This window comes from Streptomyces sp. NPDC059649, assembly GCF_042734445.1.
Lineage (GTDB): Bacteria > Actinomycetota > Actinomycetes > Streptomycetales > Streptomycetaceae > Streptomyces.
Map to the genome: position 1 here is coordinate 40,068 of NZ_JBHWDV010000040.1, position 14,919 is coordinate 54,986.

A 14,919-nucleotide genomic window follows, 5' to 3' on the forward strand; every position below is an offset into this window, starting at 1 on the left:
GCCCGAGAGGGCCGAGAGGCCCGGCCGGGAAGCGTAAGTCAAATACCACCCCCGCAGGGGGTTGTGCTTTGATGGCCTATGGTGTAATTGGCAGCACGACTGATTCTGGTTCAGTTAGTCTAGGTTCGAGTCCTGGTAGGCCAGCTCGCAGAGCTCATCTGCAAAGCCCCCGTTGTGTAGCGGCCTAGCACGCTGCCCTCTCAAGGCAGTAGCGCCGGTTCGAATCCGGTCGGGGGTACAGATCCATCCCGTAGATCATCAGGGTCGCTCCCGATGGTATTGCGGTGACAACATCCGGCTCCGGCCGGATGGGATCGCTAGGGCCCCCGTTGTGTAGCGGCCTAGCACGCCGCCCTCTCAAGGCGGTAGCGCCGGTTCGAATCCGGTCGGGGGTACTGGTCTAAACCACCATGGGCTATGGTGTAATTGGCAGCACGAGTGATTCTGGTTCATTTAGTCTAGGTTCGAGTCCTGGTAGCCCAGCGCAGCATGTCCCCGTGACAGGCTCAACTGCAGGAAATCTCGCCCCCGTTGTGTAGCGGCCTAGCACGCCGCCCTCTCAAGGCGGTAGCGCCGGTTCGAATCCGGTCGGGGGTACCAAAGGGAAGGCCCTCCGCGTCAAGCGGGGGGCCTTTCCGTTGTTCCGGTGGGTCAACGGCCCGTTCCGCAGCGCCTGTTGGACCCCTCGGTCCCGACCCCCCCCGCCCCGTCCCAGCCCGGCCGGCCGGCGCGGGCCGAGCGGTGCCGACTCGTAGTGCACCCTCAGAGCCACCGCCCCCTCCGCCTGCTCCACGGGCGCAAGCAGTGCTTGATCGTCCCGGTGGACACCCCGCCGCACTCGCTGGGCTCCGCCCGTCGCGCACCCCTTGCGCCTTCTCTTGGAGAGTGACACTATCTATTCATGGATAGCGGAACTATCCAACACTGACGGCGTGACCAAGGGGGCCGTGATGAGCGGTAAGCCGGTGCAGGGACGGATGACGGCGGACGGGACCGGCGAGGTGGTGGTCTTCCTCGTCGGGATGCGGATCAACAAGTGGCGGGCGGTGCGCAGTTGGCTGCCGGTGCTCCGGGCGATGACGCCCATGATCAAGGAGCTGGCGCGGGACCCGGAGCGCGGGATGCTCGGCTACCGCTTCGTACCGGGACTGCGGAACGTCGCCGTCCTGCAGTACTGGGAGTCCAAGGAGAAGCTGCTGGCCTACGCGAGCGACCAGAGCGGTGCCCACCGGCCGGCCTGGGCCGCCTTCAACCGGCGGGCGCGGGCGGGGCGGGACCACGTCGGCATCTGGCACGAGACCTATGCCGTCCCGGCGGGCTCGTACGAGAGCATCTACGCGAACATGCCGCCCCACGGGCTGGGAGCGGTCCGCGGGGTGGTGCCGGTCGCCCGCCGCGGGGAGCGGGCGGCCGACCGGCTGGCGGCCTGATGCCGCGGAAGCCGCGCCCCGGGCCACGGGTGCGAACGGCCGGCCCGCGCCGGGTCCCGTACGGACCGCGCCGTACGGGACCCGGGGGCGTCAGCCGTTGCGGCGCAGGCCCTCGGAGAGCCGGGCGGCCGCGTCGATGACCGCCTGGGCGTGCATCCGGCCCGGGTGGCGGGTCAGCCGCTCGATCGGTCCGGAGACCGAGACGGCGGCCACCACGCGGTTCGAGGGGCCGCGTACGGGCGCGGAGACCGAGGCCACGCCGGGCTCGCGCTCACCGATCGACTGGGCCCAGCCGCGGCGCCGTACGCCCGACAGGGCCGTCGCCGTGAAGCGGGCGCCCTGGAGGCCGCGGTGCAGCCGCTCGGGCTCCTCCCAGGCCATCAGGATCTGTGCGGCCGAGCCGGCCTTCATCGGGAGCGTCGAGCCGACCGGGACGGTGTCCCGCAATCCGGACAGCCGCTCGGCCGCCGCCACGCAGATCCGCATGTCGCCCTGCCGGCGATAGAGCTGGGCGCTCTCGCCCGTCACATCGCGCAGGTGCGTCAGTACCGGTCCGGCCGTGGCCAGCAGGCGGTCCTCGCCGGCCGCCGCGGCCAGCTCGGAGAGCCGGGGGCCCAGGATGAACCGGCCCTGCATGTCCCTCGCCACCATCCGGTGGTGTTCCAGAGCCACGGCCAGCCGGTGGGCCGTGGGTCGTGCAAGCCCTGTCGCCGCGACCAGCCCGGCGAGGGTGGCCGGACCGGACTCCAGGGCACTCAAAACCAGAGCTGCCTTGTCGAGAACGCCGACGCCGCTAGAGTTGTCCATGCAACGATACTCGCGTCTCACACTGTGAAACGCAAGTTCAATTTTCCAGGGAAGTCGTCAGTCTGTAGGTGTGGCCCTCGACCAGGGCCCGGCGTAAGGCCCGGCAGGGGGAGTTCTGCGGGCGATCGCGCATGGACGAGCAAGGCCGGCACAGCGGCCGGCCGGAGGGAAAGCGATGGGACGGACACTCGCGGAGAAGGTCTGGGACGACCACGTCGTCCGGCGCGCGGAAGGCGAGCCCGACCTCCTCTTCATTGATCTGCACCTCCTGCACGAGGTCACCAGCCCGCAGGCTTTCGACGGCCTGCGCAAGGCCGGCCGCCAGGTGCGCCGGACGGACCTGACCATCGCCACCGAGGATCACAACACCCCGACCCTCGACATCGACAAGCCGATCGCCGACCCGGTCTCGCGCACCCAGCTGGAGACGCTGCGCAAGAACTGCGCCGAGTTCGGCGTCCGGCTGCACCCGCTCGGCGACGTCGAGCAGGGCGTCGTCCACGTCGTGGGCCCCCAGCTGGGACTGACCCAGCCGGGCACCACCGTGGTCTGCGGCGACAGCCACACCTCGACCCACGGCGCCTTCGGCGCGCTGGCGTTCGGCATCGGCACCAGCCAGGTCGAGCATGTGCTCGCCACCCAGACGCTGCCGCTGGCCCCGTTCAAGACGATGGCGATCACCGTCGACGGCGAGCTGCCGGAGGGCGTCACCGCCAAGGACCTGATCCTGGCGATCATCGCCAAGATCGGCACCGGCGGCGGCCAGGGATATGTCATCGAGTACCGCGGCCCGGCCATCGAGAAGCTCTCGATGGAGGCCCGGATGACCATCTGCAACATGTCGATCGAGGCGGGCGCCCGGGCCGGCATGATCGCCCCGGACCGGACCACCTTCGACTACCTCCAGGGCCGCGACCACGCCCCCAAGGGCGCGGACTGGGACGCCGCGGTCGAGTACTGGAAGACGCTGCGCACCGACGACGACGCGGTCTTCGACGCCGAGGTGCACATCGACGCCGCCTCGCTGGCGCCGTTCGTCACCTGGGGCACCAACCCCGGCCAGGGCGCCCCGCTTTCGGCGCAGGTCCCCGACCCGGCTTCGTACGAGGACGCCTCGGAGCGGCTGGCCGCCGAAAAGGCGCTGGAGTACATGGGGTTGACGGCGGGTCAGCCGCTGCGCGAGATCACCGTGGACACCGTCTTCGTAGGTTCCTGCACCAACGGCCGTATCGAGGACCTGCGCTCCGCGGCGTCGATCCTGGAGGGCCGCAAGGTCGCCGACGGCGTACGGATGCTGGTCGTTCCCGGCTCGGTCCGGGTCTCCCTGGAGGCGGTCGCCGAGGGGCTGGACAAGGTCTTCACCGCGGCCGGCGCCGAATGGCGGCACGCGGGTTGCTCGATGTGTCTGGGCATGAACCCCGACCAGCTGGCGCCCGGTGAGCGCTCGGCGTCCACCTCCAACCGGAACTTCGAGGGCCGGCAGGGCAAGGGCGGTCGTACGCACCTGGTCTCGCCGCAGGTGGCCGCCGCAACGGCGGTTCTCGGCCATCTGGCCTCACCGGCCGACCTGTCCGACGTCGCCACGCCCGCGGGAGTCTGAACCATGGAAGCTTTCACCACCCACACCGGCCGGGCCGTCCCGCTGCGCCGCAGCAACGTCGACACCGACCAGATCATCCCGGCCCACTGGCTGAAGAAGGTCACCCGGGACGGCTTCGAGGACGGGCTGTTCGAGGCCTGGCGCAAGGACCCCGAGTTCGTCCTCAACAAGCCGCAGTACAAAGGCGCCACGGTGCTCGTCGCGGGCCCCGACTTCGGCACCGGATCCTCGCGTGAACACGCCGTCTGGGCGCTGCAGAACTACGGCTTCAAGGCCGTCATCTCCTCGCGCTTCGCGGACATCTTCCGCGGCAACTCCCTCAAGAACGGCCTGCTGACGGTGGTCCTGCCGCAGGAGACGGTGGACCGGCTGCAGCAGCTGGTGGAGGCCGACCCGACCGCCGAGGTGACCGTCGACCTCGTGGACCGGCAGGTACGGGCGGAGGGCATCAGCGCCGACTTCGAGCTGGACGAGAACGCCCGTTGGCGTCTGCTGGAGGGGCTGGACGACATCAGCCTCACCCTTCGGGAGGAGTCATCAATCGTGGCGTACGAGGCGAATCGCCCGTCCTTCAAGCCGCGGACGATCGAGGTCTGACCTCGGGTTTTTGGCTCAAAGCGTTATTGCGTACGATGCGCCCCCTGTGCAGTTGGCAGGGGGCGCATCGGCTTGTCGAGACCGCTGTTGAGGCCCCGTGAAGCGACAACTCGCCGCAGATGGCACAATTAGCGCATGGAACGCGACGACCAACTCCAGCTCTACGGCGTCGTCGCCGACCGACTCAAGGACGCACACGCAAGAGTGCGGACACTGCAAGTCCCGGAGGGCGTACGGATGGCGCTGACCCGGAAGCTGCTCGTCATCACGGCCGCGGCTAAACACGATCTTGCGGACGCGGCAAGGCGTCTGGAGTGGTTCATGGAAGACCTCGACGAAGGTCGTTATCCCGAAGATGTGCACGCCGACGGAAGTCCGTGAAGGTCGAGTTCGTTGCGGCACAAGGGTGATTAGCCCGTTTCGTGTTTGATTTGCGGTATATATCTGCCTAACGTGCGAAAAAGCTTGGAAACTTTCCTTCCAGCAATGTCTCCGAAGGGGAAGACGTGAACAAGGCGCAGCTCGTAGAAGCCATTGCCGACAAGCTCGGCGGCCGCCAGAACGCGGCGGACGCGGTCGACGCAGTACTGGACGCGATCGTCCGTGCAGTGGTCTCCGGCGACCGCGTTTCGGTCACCGGATTCGGCTCGTTCGAGAAGGTCGACCGTCCGGCCCGTTACGCCCGCAACCCGCAGACGGGTGAGCGGGTGCGGGTCAAGAAGACCTCTGTGCCGCGCTTCCGCGCCGGTCAGGGCTTCAAGGACCTGGTGAGCGGCTCGAAGAAGCTCCCCAAGGGCGGCGAGGTCTCCGTCAAGAAGGCCCCCAAGGGCAGCCTCACCGGCGGCACGGCGATCAAGAAGGCCGCGGCCAAGAAGGCCACCGCCAAGAAGGCCGCCGCCAAGAAGGCGGCACCGGCGGCCAAGAAGGCCGCGGCGAAGAAGGCTCCCGCCAAGAAGGTCACCGCCAAGAAGACGACGGCGAAGAAGGCTCCCGCCAAGGCCGCCGCCAAGAAGGCGGCACCGGCCAAGAAGACCACCGCCAAGAAGGCGACCGCCAAGAAGACCGCGCCCGCGAAGAAGGCGACGGCGAAGAAGGCCCCGGCCAAGAAGGCCACCGCGCGCAAGACCACCGCGAAGAAGACCACCGCCCGCAAGCGGTGACCACAAGCAGCGGCGACGCCATGCGTCGGGCCGGTCTCCCTCCGGGGAGCCCGGCCCGCGGTGCTTTCCGGCCCCGGCCGCCGTCTAGGCTCTCTCCCATGCAGGCCACCGCGTACACGTACGACCCCCAGACCCGCTCCGGCAGCGTGCTGCTCGACGACGGCACCCCGCTGCCCTTCGACGCGGCCGCCTTCGACGCCGGCGGGCTGCTGCTGCTCCGGCCCGGTCAGCGGGTCCGCATCGAGGTCACCGGCGAAGGCGACGCCCGGCACATCGACCTGGTCACGCTCCAGACGCTCTGACCTGTGGCGGCACCGGCCCGGCCGGCCCGGACGGGTCCACGGCCGCCTCGGCGCCGCCCGTTCCCGCCGCCGTCCGCGCCACCCGCGGCACCTGCCGCGCCGTGTGCGGGCCCACGCCCAGCGCCAGCGCGGCCAGCAGATCCTCGCCGGTGTCCACGTCCCGGCGCACCGACGGCACGTCCGGCGCGGTGATCTCACGCGCCCCCGACGCCAGATGACGGGCCCGCGAGGCACCCCCGAATCCCGGCGCCAATTCCACCCCGGAACTCGCGGTCAGAAGTGTTGTCCCGAAATGCGCCGCATCCGCGAGAAATGCACGGGGAAATAGCGCGGCGGAATGGAGCACCCGGGCCAGCTCGGCCGGGCGCAGCGCCGGAAGATCCGCGTTCAGCGCGGCCACCGGCGCGCCCGGACGACCCGCCCGGACCGCCTCAGCGCCGTGCGCCAGCGCCGCGTTCAGCCCGCCCGCCGGAGTGTCGGGCACGATCCGTGCCCCCAGCGCCGCGAGCCGTTCCGCGGCCAGCCGGTCGTCCGTGACAACCACCACATCCCGCACATCCGCGCAGGCCAGCGCCGCTGCCACGGTGTCCAGGGCGAAGGCCAGGGCCAGGTGCGGCCGGAACTCCTCCCCGGCGGCCCGGGTGAGCCTGCTCTTGGCCCGCACCAGCGGTTTCAGCGGCACCACCAGGCTCCAGGCCGCCGCTGCTTCGCCGTCCGCTCCGTCTCTTCGCATCCGCGCCATTCTCACCCGCCGCCGACGCCCCGGGGGAGCGCCGGGGGTTACGGTGTCCTCGACATAGCGGGTACCTGGGGCGACACTTGTGCGGCTGCCGGCCCGTAGCAGCTACACAGGTCCCACAAGGAGGGTGTCCCAGTGTCCCGCCGCAGAATCGGCTTCTGGTACCGCTTGGCCGCGGTCATCTGCAAACCGCCGCTCTTGGTTCTGTTCAAGCGGGACTGGCAGGGAATGGAGCACATTCCGGCCGACGGCGGATTTATCACCGCGGTCAACCACAACTCCTATCTCGACCCGCTCTCCTATGCGCACTATCAGTACAACACCGGGCGGGTCCCCCGATTCCTCGCCAAGGCCGGACTCTTCAAGAGCGGCTTTGTGGGCCTGATGATGCGCGGCACCGGACAGATCCCGGTCTACCGGGAAACCACCGACGCCGCCAACGCGTTCCGCGCCGCCGTCACCGCCATCCACAAGGGCGAATGCGTCGCCTTCTACCCCGAGGGCACCCTCACCCGGGACCCCGACCTGTGGCCGATGCAGGGCAAGACCGGTGCCGCACGGGTGGCCCTGCTGACCAAGGCCCCGGTCATCCCCGTCGCCCAGTGGGGCGCCCACGAAGCGATGCCGCCGTACGCCAAGGAGAAGAAGCTCCAGCTCCTCCCGCGCAAGACGCTGCGGGTCAAGGCGGGGCCGCCGGTCGACCTGAGCGCCTACTACGACCAGGAACCGACCGCCGAGGTGCTGCGCGCCGTCACCGACCTCATCATGGGCGCGATCACCGAGCAGCTGGCCCAGCTGCGCGGCGAGACCGCACCGACCGCACCGTACGACTGGCGCAAGGCCATCGCCCAGGAACGCCGGGCAGCCCGCGAGGCCGCCAAGGCCACCGCCGCGGAGCCGGCCGCCGCCACCGAAGGCGCCATCGCCCCCCAGCAGGCCCGAAGCACCCAGCAGGCACAGGAGGATGAAGGCAAGTGACGCGCTGCGCCGTCTACGGCACGGGGTCCTGGGGCACCGCATTCGCGATGGTGCTCGCCGACGCGGGATGCGAGGTGACCCTGTGGGGGCGCCGCGCGGCCCTGGTCGACGCCATCAACAACGGCCGTACGAACCCCGACTACCTGCCGGGCGTCGAGCTCCCCGAGGCCGTACGGGCCACCACCGACCCGGCACGGGCGGCCCGCGACGCGGAGTTCACCGTCCTGGCCGTGCCGTCCCAGACGCTGCGCGGAAACCTCGCCGAATGGGCGCCCCTGCTGCCCGCCGACACGATCCTGGTCTCCCTGATGAAGGGCGTCGAACTGGGCACGGCCAAGCGCATGAGCGAGGTCATCGAGGAGGTGGCGAAGGCCCCCGCGGAGCGGGTCGCGGTGGTCACCGGCCCCAACCTCGCCAAGGAGGTCGCGGCCCGGCAGCCCGCCGCCGCGGTCGTCGCCTGCGCCGACGAGGCGGTCGCCCGCCGGGTGCAGACCGCCTGCCACACCTCGTACTTCCGCCCGTACACCAACACCGACGTGGTGGGCTGCGAACTGGGCGGCGCGGTGAAGAACGTCATCGCCCTCGCCGTCGGTATCGCCACCGGCATGGGACTGGGCGACAACGCCAAGGCCTCGCTGATCACCCGCGGGCTCGCCGAGACCACCCGGCTCGGCCTCGCCATGGGCGCCGACGCGCACACCTTCGCCGGCCTGGCCGGCATGGGCGACCTCGTCGCCACCTGCTCCTCGCCGCTGTCCCGCAACAACACCTTCGGCACCAACCTCGGCCGCGGCATGACGCTCCAGGAGACCATCGCGGTCACCAAGCAGACCGCCGAGGGCGTCAAGTCCTGCGAATCCGTACTGGATCTGGCCCGCAGGCACGGCGTCGACATGCCGCTCACCGAGACGGTCGTGTCCATCGTCCACGACGGCAAACCGCCGCTGGTGGCCCTCAAGGAGCTGATGGCGCGCAGCGCCAAGTCCGAGCGGCACTGAAGCGGACAGCTGCGGCCCGGCCGCCCGCGGCACGCCACCAACGGCGGCCGCCGCACTGACGCCGCGCCGGTCAGCAGGTACCCTCATCGCGATATGAGCAGCCAGACCTCCTCCCACAAGCCCCGCGTCGCCGTCGTGTTCGGCGGGCGCAGCTCCGAGCACGCCATCTCCGTGGTCACCGCCGGAGCCGTACTGCGCGCCATCGACCGCGAGAAGTACGACGTGCTGCCCATCGGCATCACCACCGACGGCCGCTGGGCGCTGACCGCCGACGATCCCGAGCGGATGGCCATCACGGACCGGCGGCTGCCCAGCGTGGCCGAGCTCGCCGAGTCCACCGAGGGCGGAGTGGTGCTCCCCGTCGACCCGTCCAACCGCGAGGTCGTCTACACCGAGCCCGGTGCGGTGCCCAAGGCCCTCGGCGAGGTCGACGTGGTCTTCCCCGTCCTGCACGGCCCGTACGGCGAGGACGGCACCCTGCAGGGCCTCCTGGAGCTTTCCGGCGTGCCCTACGTCGGCTCGGGCGTGCTCGCCTCCGCGGTCGGCCAGGACAAGGACTACATGAAGCGGGTGTTCACCTCCTTCGGGCTGCCGGTCGGCCCCTACGAGGTCATCCGCCCCCGGGAGTGGGAGAAGGACCCCGCCGCGGCCCGCAAGAAGATCGTCGACTTCGCCGCCGAACACGGCTGGCCGCTCTTCGTGAAGCCCGCCCGGGCCGGCTCCTCCATGGGCATCAGCAAGGTCGACGACCTCGCGGGCCTGGACGAGGCCATCGAGGAGGCCCGCCGGCACGACCCCAAGATCCTCGTGGAATCGCTGCTGAGCGGCCGCGAGATCGAATGCGGGGTGCTGGAGTTCGAGGACGGGCCGCGGGCCAGCGTGCCGGCCGAGATCCCGCCGGTCACCGCGCACGACTTCTACGACTTCGAGGCCAAGTACATCGACTCGGCCGCCGGTATCGTGCCGGCGCCGCTGACCGACGAGCAGACCGCGAAGATCCAGGAACTGGCCGTCGCGGCCTTCGAGGCGGCGTCCTGCGAGGGCCTGGTCCGCGCGGACTTCTTCCTGCAGGACAACGGCGAGTTCGTGATCAACGAGATCAACACGCTCCCCGGCTTCACGCCCATCTCGATGTATCCGCGGATGTGGCAGGAAAGCGGAGTGAGCTACCCGGAGCTGATCGACCGCCTCCTGCAGGCGGCGCTGCAGCGCTCCACCGGCCTGCGCTAGGACCGCGGCCGGGCGGCGCCGGGAGGACTGGGGCCCGTTGCGAGGGGTCAGGTGCGGACGGTGCCCTAGACCCCGGCGGGGATGGTCTTCTTCACCGCGCCCGCGAGGTCGGGGAGCACATCGACCTCGGGGGCGTACTTCCCGGGCACGGTCACCTCGACGTACACCTTGCGCAGCACGGTCGTGAAGCGGTAGCCGTCGTCCTGCTTCTCGAAGAGCCACCGGACGCCGTTGACTTCCGCCGCCTCCGGGTTGGGGTTGTAATGTTCACTCCCGTGTCTCAGGACGTCCGGCTTCGGCACCCCGCAACGCAGTTGTACGGCGGGGTCGCCCCAGACGGCGGTGAAGTCGGAGACGGGCTCGGCGGTACCCCGCCTCAGTCCGTCGACGGTCCGCGGCAGTTCCCCGTGGAGTGCCCGGCAGTGCCGCGCCGCCTCGCCCGGGGGGGACGGGACGGCCACGTCCCCGGAAGACGAACAGCTCACCGCGGCGAACGCCACGGTGAGCAGGGGAAGGGCCAGAAACAGGCGGCACCGGCGACGCGAAGAGATCACCCGGCCGAGCATACGGGGGAGCTAGAGATGAACGACCGGGCAGGTCAGGGTGCGCGTGATGCCGTCCACTTGCTGGACCTTCGCCACCACCATGCGGCCCAGCTCATCGACGGTGTCGGCCTGGGCGCGCACGATCACGTCGTAGGGGCCGGTGACGTCCTCGGCCTGCAGCACACCGGGGATCTTCGAGATCACCTCCGCGACGGCCGATGCCTTGCCGACCTCGGTCTGGATCAGGATGTAGGCCTGTACCACGGAACCTCCAGGGCGGCTACGAGGATCATGGGGGAAGAAGGGACGCCACGGTACCGCGTCACCGTGCGGAGAGGGGAGACCCGCGCGGTGAACACGGCAGGTGCGGCGCAACCGTCAGCCACGTACGGACCGTCCGTACAACGGTCCGTACACATGAGAAGGGCAACAGCATGAAGGGCACCGTGGGCGAGCTGGGGGAGTTCGGTCTGATCAGGGAGCTCACCTCCCGGCTCACGTCCACTCCGGCGGTACGGATCGGGCCGGGGGACGACGCCGCGGTGGTCACCGCGCCGGACCGGAGGGTGGTCGCCAGCACCGACATCCTCCTGGAGGGCCGGCACTTCCGCCGTGACTGGTCCACCGCCTACGACGTCGGCCGCAAGGCCGCCGCACAGAACCTCGCCGACATCGCGGCGATGGGCGCGGTGCCCACCGCGATCCTGCTGGGCCTGGTCGTGCCCGCGGAACTCCCCGCGACCTGGCCGACCGAGCTGATGGACGGGCTGCGCGACGAGTGCCAGGTGGCCGGCGCCGCGGTCGTCGGCGGGGACGTGGTCCGCGGTGACACCATCACCGTCGCCATCACCGCCCTCGGCGACCTGCGCAACCAGGAGCCGGTCACCCGGGCCGGCGCCCAGCCCGGCGACGTGGTCGCGGTGACCGGCTGGCTCGGCTGGTCCGCCGCCGGCCACGCGGTCCTCTCCCGCGGCTTCCGCTCGCCGCGCGCCTTCGTGGAGGCGCACCGCCGGCCCGAACCGCCGTACCACGCCGGCCCCGCGGCCGCCGGGCTCGGCGCCACCGCCATGACCGACGTCAGCGACGGGCTGGTCGCCGACCTCGGCCACATCGCCGAGGCCAGCAAGGTCCGGATCGACCTGCGGTCCGCCGCGATCGACATCCCCACGCAGATGTCCGACATCGGCACCGCGGTCGGCGTGGACCCGATGCAGTGGGTGCTCAACGGCGGCGAGGACCACGCGATCGTGGCCACGTTCCCGCCGGACGTGAAGCTGCCCGCCCGGTGGAAGGTCATCGGCGAGGTCCTCAACCCCTCCGCGCTGCCGCAGGTGACGGTGGACGGCGCCCCCTGGGCGAAGGCCGGCTGGGACCACTTCGGGGACAACGCCGACGCCGAGTAACCCCTGTGCGGCGGGCGGGTAGATTCGCCGGCATGCACATACCTCCACGCGTTCTGACCGTCGCCGGGTCCGACTCCGGCGGCGGCGCGGGCATCCAGGCCGACCTGAAGACGATGCTGGCGCTCGGCACCCACGGCATGAGCGTGCTCACCGCCGTCACCGCACAGAACTCCCTGGGCGTGCAGGGCGCGTGGGACCTGCCCGCCGAGGCCGTACGCGCCCAGTTCCGCAGCGTCGTCGACGACATCGGCGTCCAGGCGGTCAAGACCGGGATGCTCTCCTCGGCCGAACTCGTCGAGACCGTCGCCGAACTCCTCGGCGGACTGGACGTCCCGGTCGTCGTCGACCCCGTGGGCGTCTCCAAACACGGTGACGCGCTGCTCGCCGCGAGCGCCCTGGACGCGGTGCGCACCAAGCTGTTGCCGACGGCCACCGTCGCCACCCCCAACCTCGACGAGGTGGCCCAGCTCACCGGCGTGACCGTCCGCGAGGAGGCCGACCTGCGCCGGGCGGCCGCCGCCGTCCTGGACTTCGGGCCGCGCTGGGCACTCATCAAGGGCGGCCACCTCACGGCCCCGGACGGGGGCGGCGGCAGCGCCGTCGACCTGCTCACCGACGGCACTAAGGAGCACTGGCTGCGCGCCCCTCGCCACGACAACCGGCACACCCACGGCACCGGCTGCACCCTCGCCAGCGCACTCGCCGCGCAGCTGGCCAAGGGCGACCCCGTGCCGCGGGCCGCCGCGGCGGCGAAGGACTACGTCACCGGCGCGATCGCGGCCGGCTTCCGGCTGGGCGCCGGCATCGGCCCGGTCGACCACGGCTGGCGGCTGCGCGGCGACCACTGACCGCCGCGCGGGCCGGGACACCGACGTGCCACGTCATGCCGGGCGGGAAGGGCCGCAGGAACGGCAAAAAGCCGGCCCACCCCAGGGGGTGGACCGGCTTTCCCAGGCAACCGGCCGGCTGCGCTACGACTTAAGGCGTCAGCGCGAGACCTTGCCGGCCTTGATGCACGAGGTGCAGGCGTTCAGCTTCTTCGGCGTGCGCCCGATCACTGCACGCACCGTCTGGATGTTGGGGTTCCAACGACGGTTGGTACGGCGATGCGAGTGCGAGACACTCTTGCCGAAGCCCGGCCCCTTGCCGCAGACGTCGCAGTTGGCAGCCACGGGTCACTCCAAAGACTTCAGATGCACTTACGGTGAAATCCCAACGGGCCGAGTGCATTGCCCGACCGGCGCCGTCAGGAGAGGAAATGGCCCGATTCTCATCGGGCAACCGGAGCAGCATACAACGACCGCTCCCGTAGAACGAAACTACCACGCACCTCCCGGCCCCCGCCCCGGCCTTCCCACCGGCACGCGGCTACTGTGCGGTGCAGCCCGTGACCCAGGAGGACGATGTGCCGTACCCGCTCGACGCCGCCGCGGTCCGCTCCTGGTGCGGGCTGGCGCTGGAGGCGCTCGGCCGGGAACGCGAGCGGATCGACGCGATCAACGTCTACCCGGTGGCCGACGGCGACACCGGCACCAACCTCTATCTGACGCTGGAATCCGCTGCCCGGGCCGTCGAGGCCGCCTTCGACGGACACGCCTCGGCGGGCACCGCCCCCGGCCTCGCCGACGCGATCGGCGCGATGGCACACGGCGCCCTGATAGGAGCGCGCGGCAACTCCGGCACCATCCTGGCGCAGCTGCTGCGCGGCATGACCGACGTCCTGGCGGCCCGCGGCACGACGGACGGCACGGACCCCGCGGCCGGTGACGGCTCGGCCGAGGCGCTGCGCCGGGCCCTGCGCCGGGCCGCCGCCTCCACGTACGAGGCCGTCGCCCACCCCGTGGAGGGCACCGTCCTGACCGTGGCCACCGCTGCCGCTGATGCCGCCGAACGTGCCGCCGGCGAGGCCCGGGACGCCGCCGCGGTCGCCCGCGCCGCCCATGCAGGGGCCCGTACGGCCCTGCAGGCGACCCCCGGGCAGCTGGCGGTCCTCGGCCGGGCGGGCGTCGTGGACGCCGGCGGCTGCGGGCTGGTCGCGCTGCTGGGCGCGCTCGCCGACGCCCTCTCCGGAGAGGTCACCGCCACCCCCGTCGCCGTACGGGCCGACGCCCCGCTCCCCGAGGCCGCCGGCTGCGACGTCGCGGCACACACGGCGGCGGACGGCTGCGGCGAACCCGGCGGGCCCGCCTTCGAGGTGATCTACCTGCTGGAGGCGCCGGACGACGCCGTGGCGCGGCTGCGCACCCGGCTCGACGGGCTCGGCGACTCCCTGGTGGTGGTCGGCGGGGACGGGCTGTGGCACGTCCACATCCATGTCGACGACGCGGGCGCCGCCGTGGAGGCCGGCATCGAGGCCGGCCGCCCGTACCGGATCCGCATCACGCACTTCGGTGGCGGCCGCACCAAGGAGCCGGCGCTGGCACCGCGGGCCGTGGTCGCGGTGGTGCCGGGCACCGGGCTCGCCGACCTCTGCGCCGAGGCCGGCGCGACCGCGGTCACCGTACGCCCAGGGGAGCCGCCGGCCAGCGGCGAACTGGTGCAGGCGATCCGGCAGGCCCACGCCCGCGAGGTCATGCTGCTGCCCAACGACCCCGAACTCCGGCACACCGCCGCGGCCGCCGCCGAACAGGCCCGCACCGAAGGCGTCCGGGTCGCGGTGATCCCCACCCGCGCCGCCGTCCAGGGCATCGCGGCGCTGGCCGTGCACGAGCCGGACCGCAGCTTCGACGAGGACGCGGTCGCCATGACCTCCGCCGCCGGCGCCACCCGCTACGCCGAGCTCGCCGTCGCCGAACGGCAGTCGTGGACCATGGCGGGCGTCTGCCAGGCCGGGGACGTCCTCGGCCTGATCGACGGCGATGTCGCGGTGATCGGCCCGGACCTCACCGTCACCGCCATGACGGTGCTGGACCGGATGCTGTCCGCGGGCGGGGAGATGGTGACCCTGGTCCTCGGCGCGGGGGCCCCCGCCGCCCTCGCCGAGCGGCTGGAACGGCACGTCCGCGAGCGGCACCTCGCCGTCGACACGGTCGTCTACGACGGCGGTCAGCGCACCGCCCCGCTGCTCATCGGCGTGGAGTGACGCCGCCCCGGCGGCCCGGACCGGCGCAATTGTCAGAGGCGTGGTGTG

17 protein-coding genes and 5 tRNA genes are annotated in these 14,919 nt (G+C 71.4%); 17 read left to right on the plus strand and 5 right to left on the minus strand.

The window, feature by feature from the left end:
* Window positions 1-72: 72 nt before the first annotated feature.
* From ACFV1J_RS30665 to ACFV1J_RS30690, 6 genes are all read left to right on the plus strand, one after another.
* A tRNA-Gln gene (locus ACFV1J_RS30665) sits at window positions 73-144 on the plus strand.
* A gap of 21 nt (window positions 145-165) precedes the next feature.
* Window positions 166-238 (plus strand) — tRNA-Glu (locus ACFV1J_RS30670).
* A gap of 84 nt (window positions 239-322) precedes the next feature.
* Window positions 323-395: transfer RNA gene (locus ACFV1J_RS30675), tRNA-Glu, on the plus strand.
* A gap of 16 nt (window positions 396-411) precedes the next feature.
* Window positions 412-483 (plus strand) — tRNA-Gln (locus tag ACFV1J_RS30680).
* Between the two features lie 41 nt (window positions 484-524).
* A tRNA-Glu gene (locus ACFV1J_RS30685) sits at window positions 525-600 on the plus strand.
* A gap of 350 nt (window positions 601-950) precedes the next feature.
* Window positions 951-1,430, plus strand: coding sequence for a DUF4188 domain-containing protein (locus tag ACFV1J_RS30690; protein ID WP_385863527.1), 480 nt, complete (start codon window positions 951-953; stop codon window positions 1,428-1,430).
* A gap of 90 nt (window positions 1,431-1,520) precedes the next feature.
* On the opposite strand, the gene ndgR is transcribed toward ACFV1J_RS30690, so the two are convergent.
* A complete protein-coding gene (ndgR, locus tag ACFV1J_RS30695; RefSeq protein ID WP_030414225.1) occupies window positions 1,521-2,237 on the minus strand; it encodes an IclR family transcriptional regulator NdgR in 717 nt (238 codons plus the stop codon).
* Between the two features lie 175 nt (window positions 2,238-2,412).
* Between ndgR and leuC the strand changes: the two genes are divergently transcribed.
* The 5 genes from leuC to ACFV1J_RS30720 all read left to right on the plus strand — a co-directional run bounded on the left by leuC (window position 2,413) and on the right by ACFV1J_RS30720 (window position 5,896).
* A complete protein-coding gene (leuC, locus tag ACFV1J_RS30700) occupies window positions 2,413-3,837 on the plus strand; it encodes a 3-isopropylmalate dehydratase large subunit (RefSeq protein ID WP_385863484.1) in 1,425 nt (474 codons plus the stop codon).
* 3 nt (window positions 3,838-3,840) lie between these two features.
* Window positions 3,841-4,434 carry a 3-isopropylmalate dehydratase small subunit gene (gene leuD, locus ACFV1J_RS30705; RefSeq protein WP_385863485.1) on the plus strand — a complete coding sequence of 198 codons (594 nt, stop codon included), beginning with the start codon at window positions 3,841-3,843 and terminating at the stop codon, window positions 4,432-4,434.
* A gap of 135 nt (window positions 4,435-4,569) precedes the next feature.
* Window positions 4,570-4,815 (plus strand): hypothetical protein, encoded by a 246-nt coding sequence (locus tag ACFV1J_RS30710; RefSeq protein WP_030414222.1) that lies wholly within the window; start codon window positions 4,570-4,572, stop codon window positions 4,813-4,815.
* A gap of 125 nt (window positions 4,816-4,940) precedes the next feature.
* Window positions 4,941-5,594, plus strand: coding sequence for an HU family DNA-binding protein (locus ACFV1J_RS30715; RefSeq protein WP_385863488.1), 654 nt, complete (start codon window positions 4,941-4,943; stop codon window positions 5,592-5,594).
* A gap of 98 nt (window positions 5,595-5,692) precedes the next feature.
* Window positions 5,693-5,896 carry a hypothetical protein gene (locus ACFV1J_RS30720; protein ID WP_030414220.1) on the plus strand — a complete coding sequence of 68 codons (204 nt, stop codon included), beginning with the start codon at window positions 5,693-5,695 and terminating at the stop codon, window positions 5,894-5,896.
* Here the strand turns inward: ACFV1J_RS30720 and cofC are convergent.
* A complete protein-coding gene (gene cofC, locus ACFV1J_RS30725; RefSeq protein ID WP_385863491.1) occupies window positions 5,877-6,629 on the minus strand; it encodes a 2-phospho-L-lactate guanylyltransferase in 753 nt (250 codons plus the stop codon). The genes ACFV1J_RS30720 and cofC overlap by 20 nt on opposite strands.
* A gap of 141 nt (window positions 6,630-6,770) precedes the next feature.
* Between cofC and ACFV1J_RS30730 the strand changes: the two genes are divergently transcribed.
* From ACFV1J_RS30730 to ACFV1J_RS30740, 3 genes are all read left to right on the plus strand, one after another.
* A complete protein-coding gene (locus ACFV1J_RS30730) occupies window positions 6,771-7,613 on the plus strand; it encodes a lysophospholipid acyltransferase family protein (RefSeq protein ID WP_385863492.1) in 843 nt (280 codons plus the stop codon).
* On the plus strand, window positions 7,610-8,611 hold the full coding sequence (locus ACFV1J_RS30735) for an NAD(P)H-dependent glycerol-3-phosphate dehydrogenase (RefSeq protein WP_385863494.1): 1,002 nt from the start codon (window positions 7,610-7,612) through the stop codon (window positions 8,609-8,611). The genes ACFV1J_RS30730 and ACFV1J_RS30735 overlap by 4 nt, the downstream gene beginning before the upstream one ends.
* A gap of 93 nt (window positions 8,612-8,704) precedes the next feature.
* Complete coding sequence (locus ACFV1J_RS30740; protein ID WP_385863496.1) at window positions 8,705-9,841, plus strand: D-alanine--D-alanine ligase family protein; 1,137 nt, start codon at window positions 8,705-8,707, stop codon at window positions 9,839-9,841.
* Window positions 9,842-9,906: 65 nt separating this feature from the next.
* On the opposite strand, the gene ACFV1J_RS30745 is transcribed toward ACFV1J_RS30740, so the two are convergent.
* On the minus strand, window positions 9,907-10,407 hold the full coding sequence (locus ACFV1J_RS30745; protein ID WP_385863498.1) for a DUF3515 domain-containing protein: 501 nt from the start codon (window positions 10,405-10,407) through the stop codon (window positions 9,907-9,909).
* A gap of 9 nt (window positions 10,408-10,416) precedes the next feature.
* Window positions 10,417-10,650, minus strand: coding sequence for an Lrp/AsnC family transcriptional regulator (locus tag ACFV1J_RS30750; RefSeq protein WP_385863499.1), 234 nt, complete (start codon window positions 10,648-10,650; stop codon window positions 10,417-10,419).
* Between the two features lie 170 nt (window positions 10,651-10,820).
* Between ACFV1J_RS30750 and ACFV1J_RS30755 the strand changes: the two genes are divergently transcribed.
* Entirely contained in the window at window positions 10,821-11,789 is a 969-nt protein-coding gene (locus ACFV1J_RS30755) for a thiamine-phosphate kinase (RefSeq protein ID WP_261955472.1), read from the plus strand.
* 32 nt (window positions 11,790-11,821) lie between these two features.
* Entirely contained in the window at window positions 11,822-12,637 is an 816-nt protein-coding gene (gene thiD, locus ACFV1J_RS30760; RefSeq protein ID WP_385863501.1) for a bifunctional hydroxymethylpyrimidine kinase/phosphomethylpyrimidine kinase, read from the plus strand.
* 138 nt (window positions 12,638-12,775) lie between these two features.
* On the opposite strand, the gene rpmB is transcribed toward thiD, so the two are convergent.
* Window positions 12,776-12,961, minus strand: a complete 186-nt coding sequence (gene rpmB, locus ACFV1J_RS30765) for a 50S ribosomal protein L28 (protein WP_006602870.1) — start codon at window positions 12,959-12,961, stop codon at window positions 12,776-12,778.
* Between the two features lie 233 nt (window positions 12,962-13,194).
* On the opposite strand from rpmB, the gene ACFV1J_RS30770 reads away from it, so the two are divergent.
* A complete protein-coding gene (locus ACFV1J_RS30770) occupies window positions 13,195-14,871 on the plus strand; it encodes a DAK2 domain-containing protein (RefSeq protein WP_385863529.1) in 1,677 nt (558 codons plus the stop codon).
* Window positions 14,872-14,919: the final 48 nt, after the last annotated feature.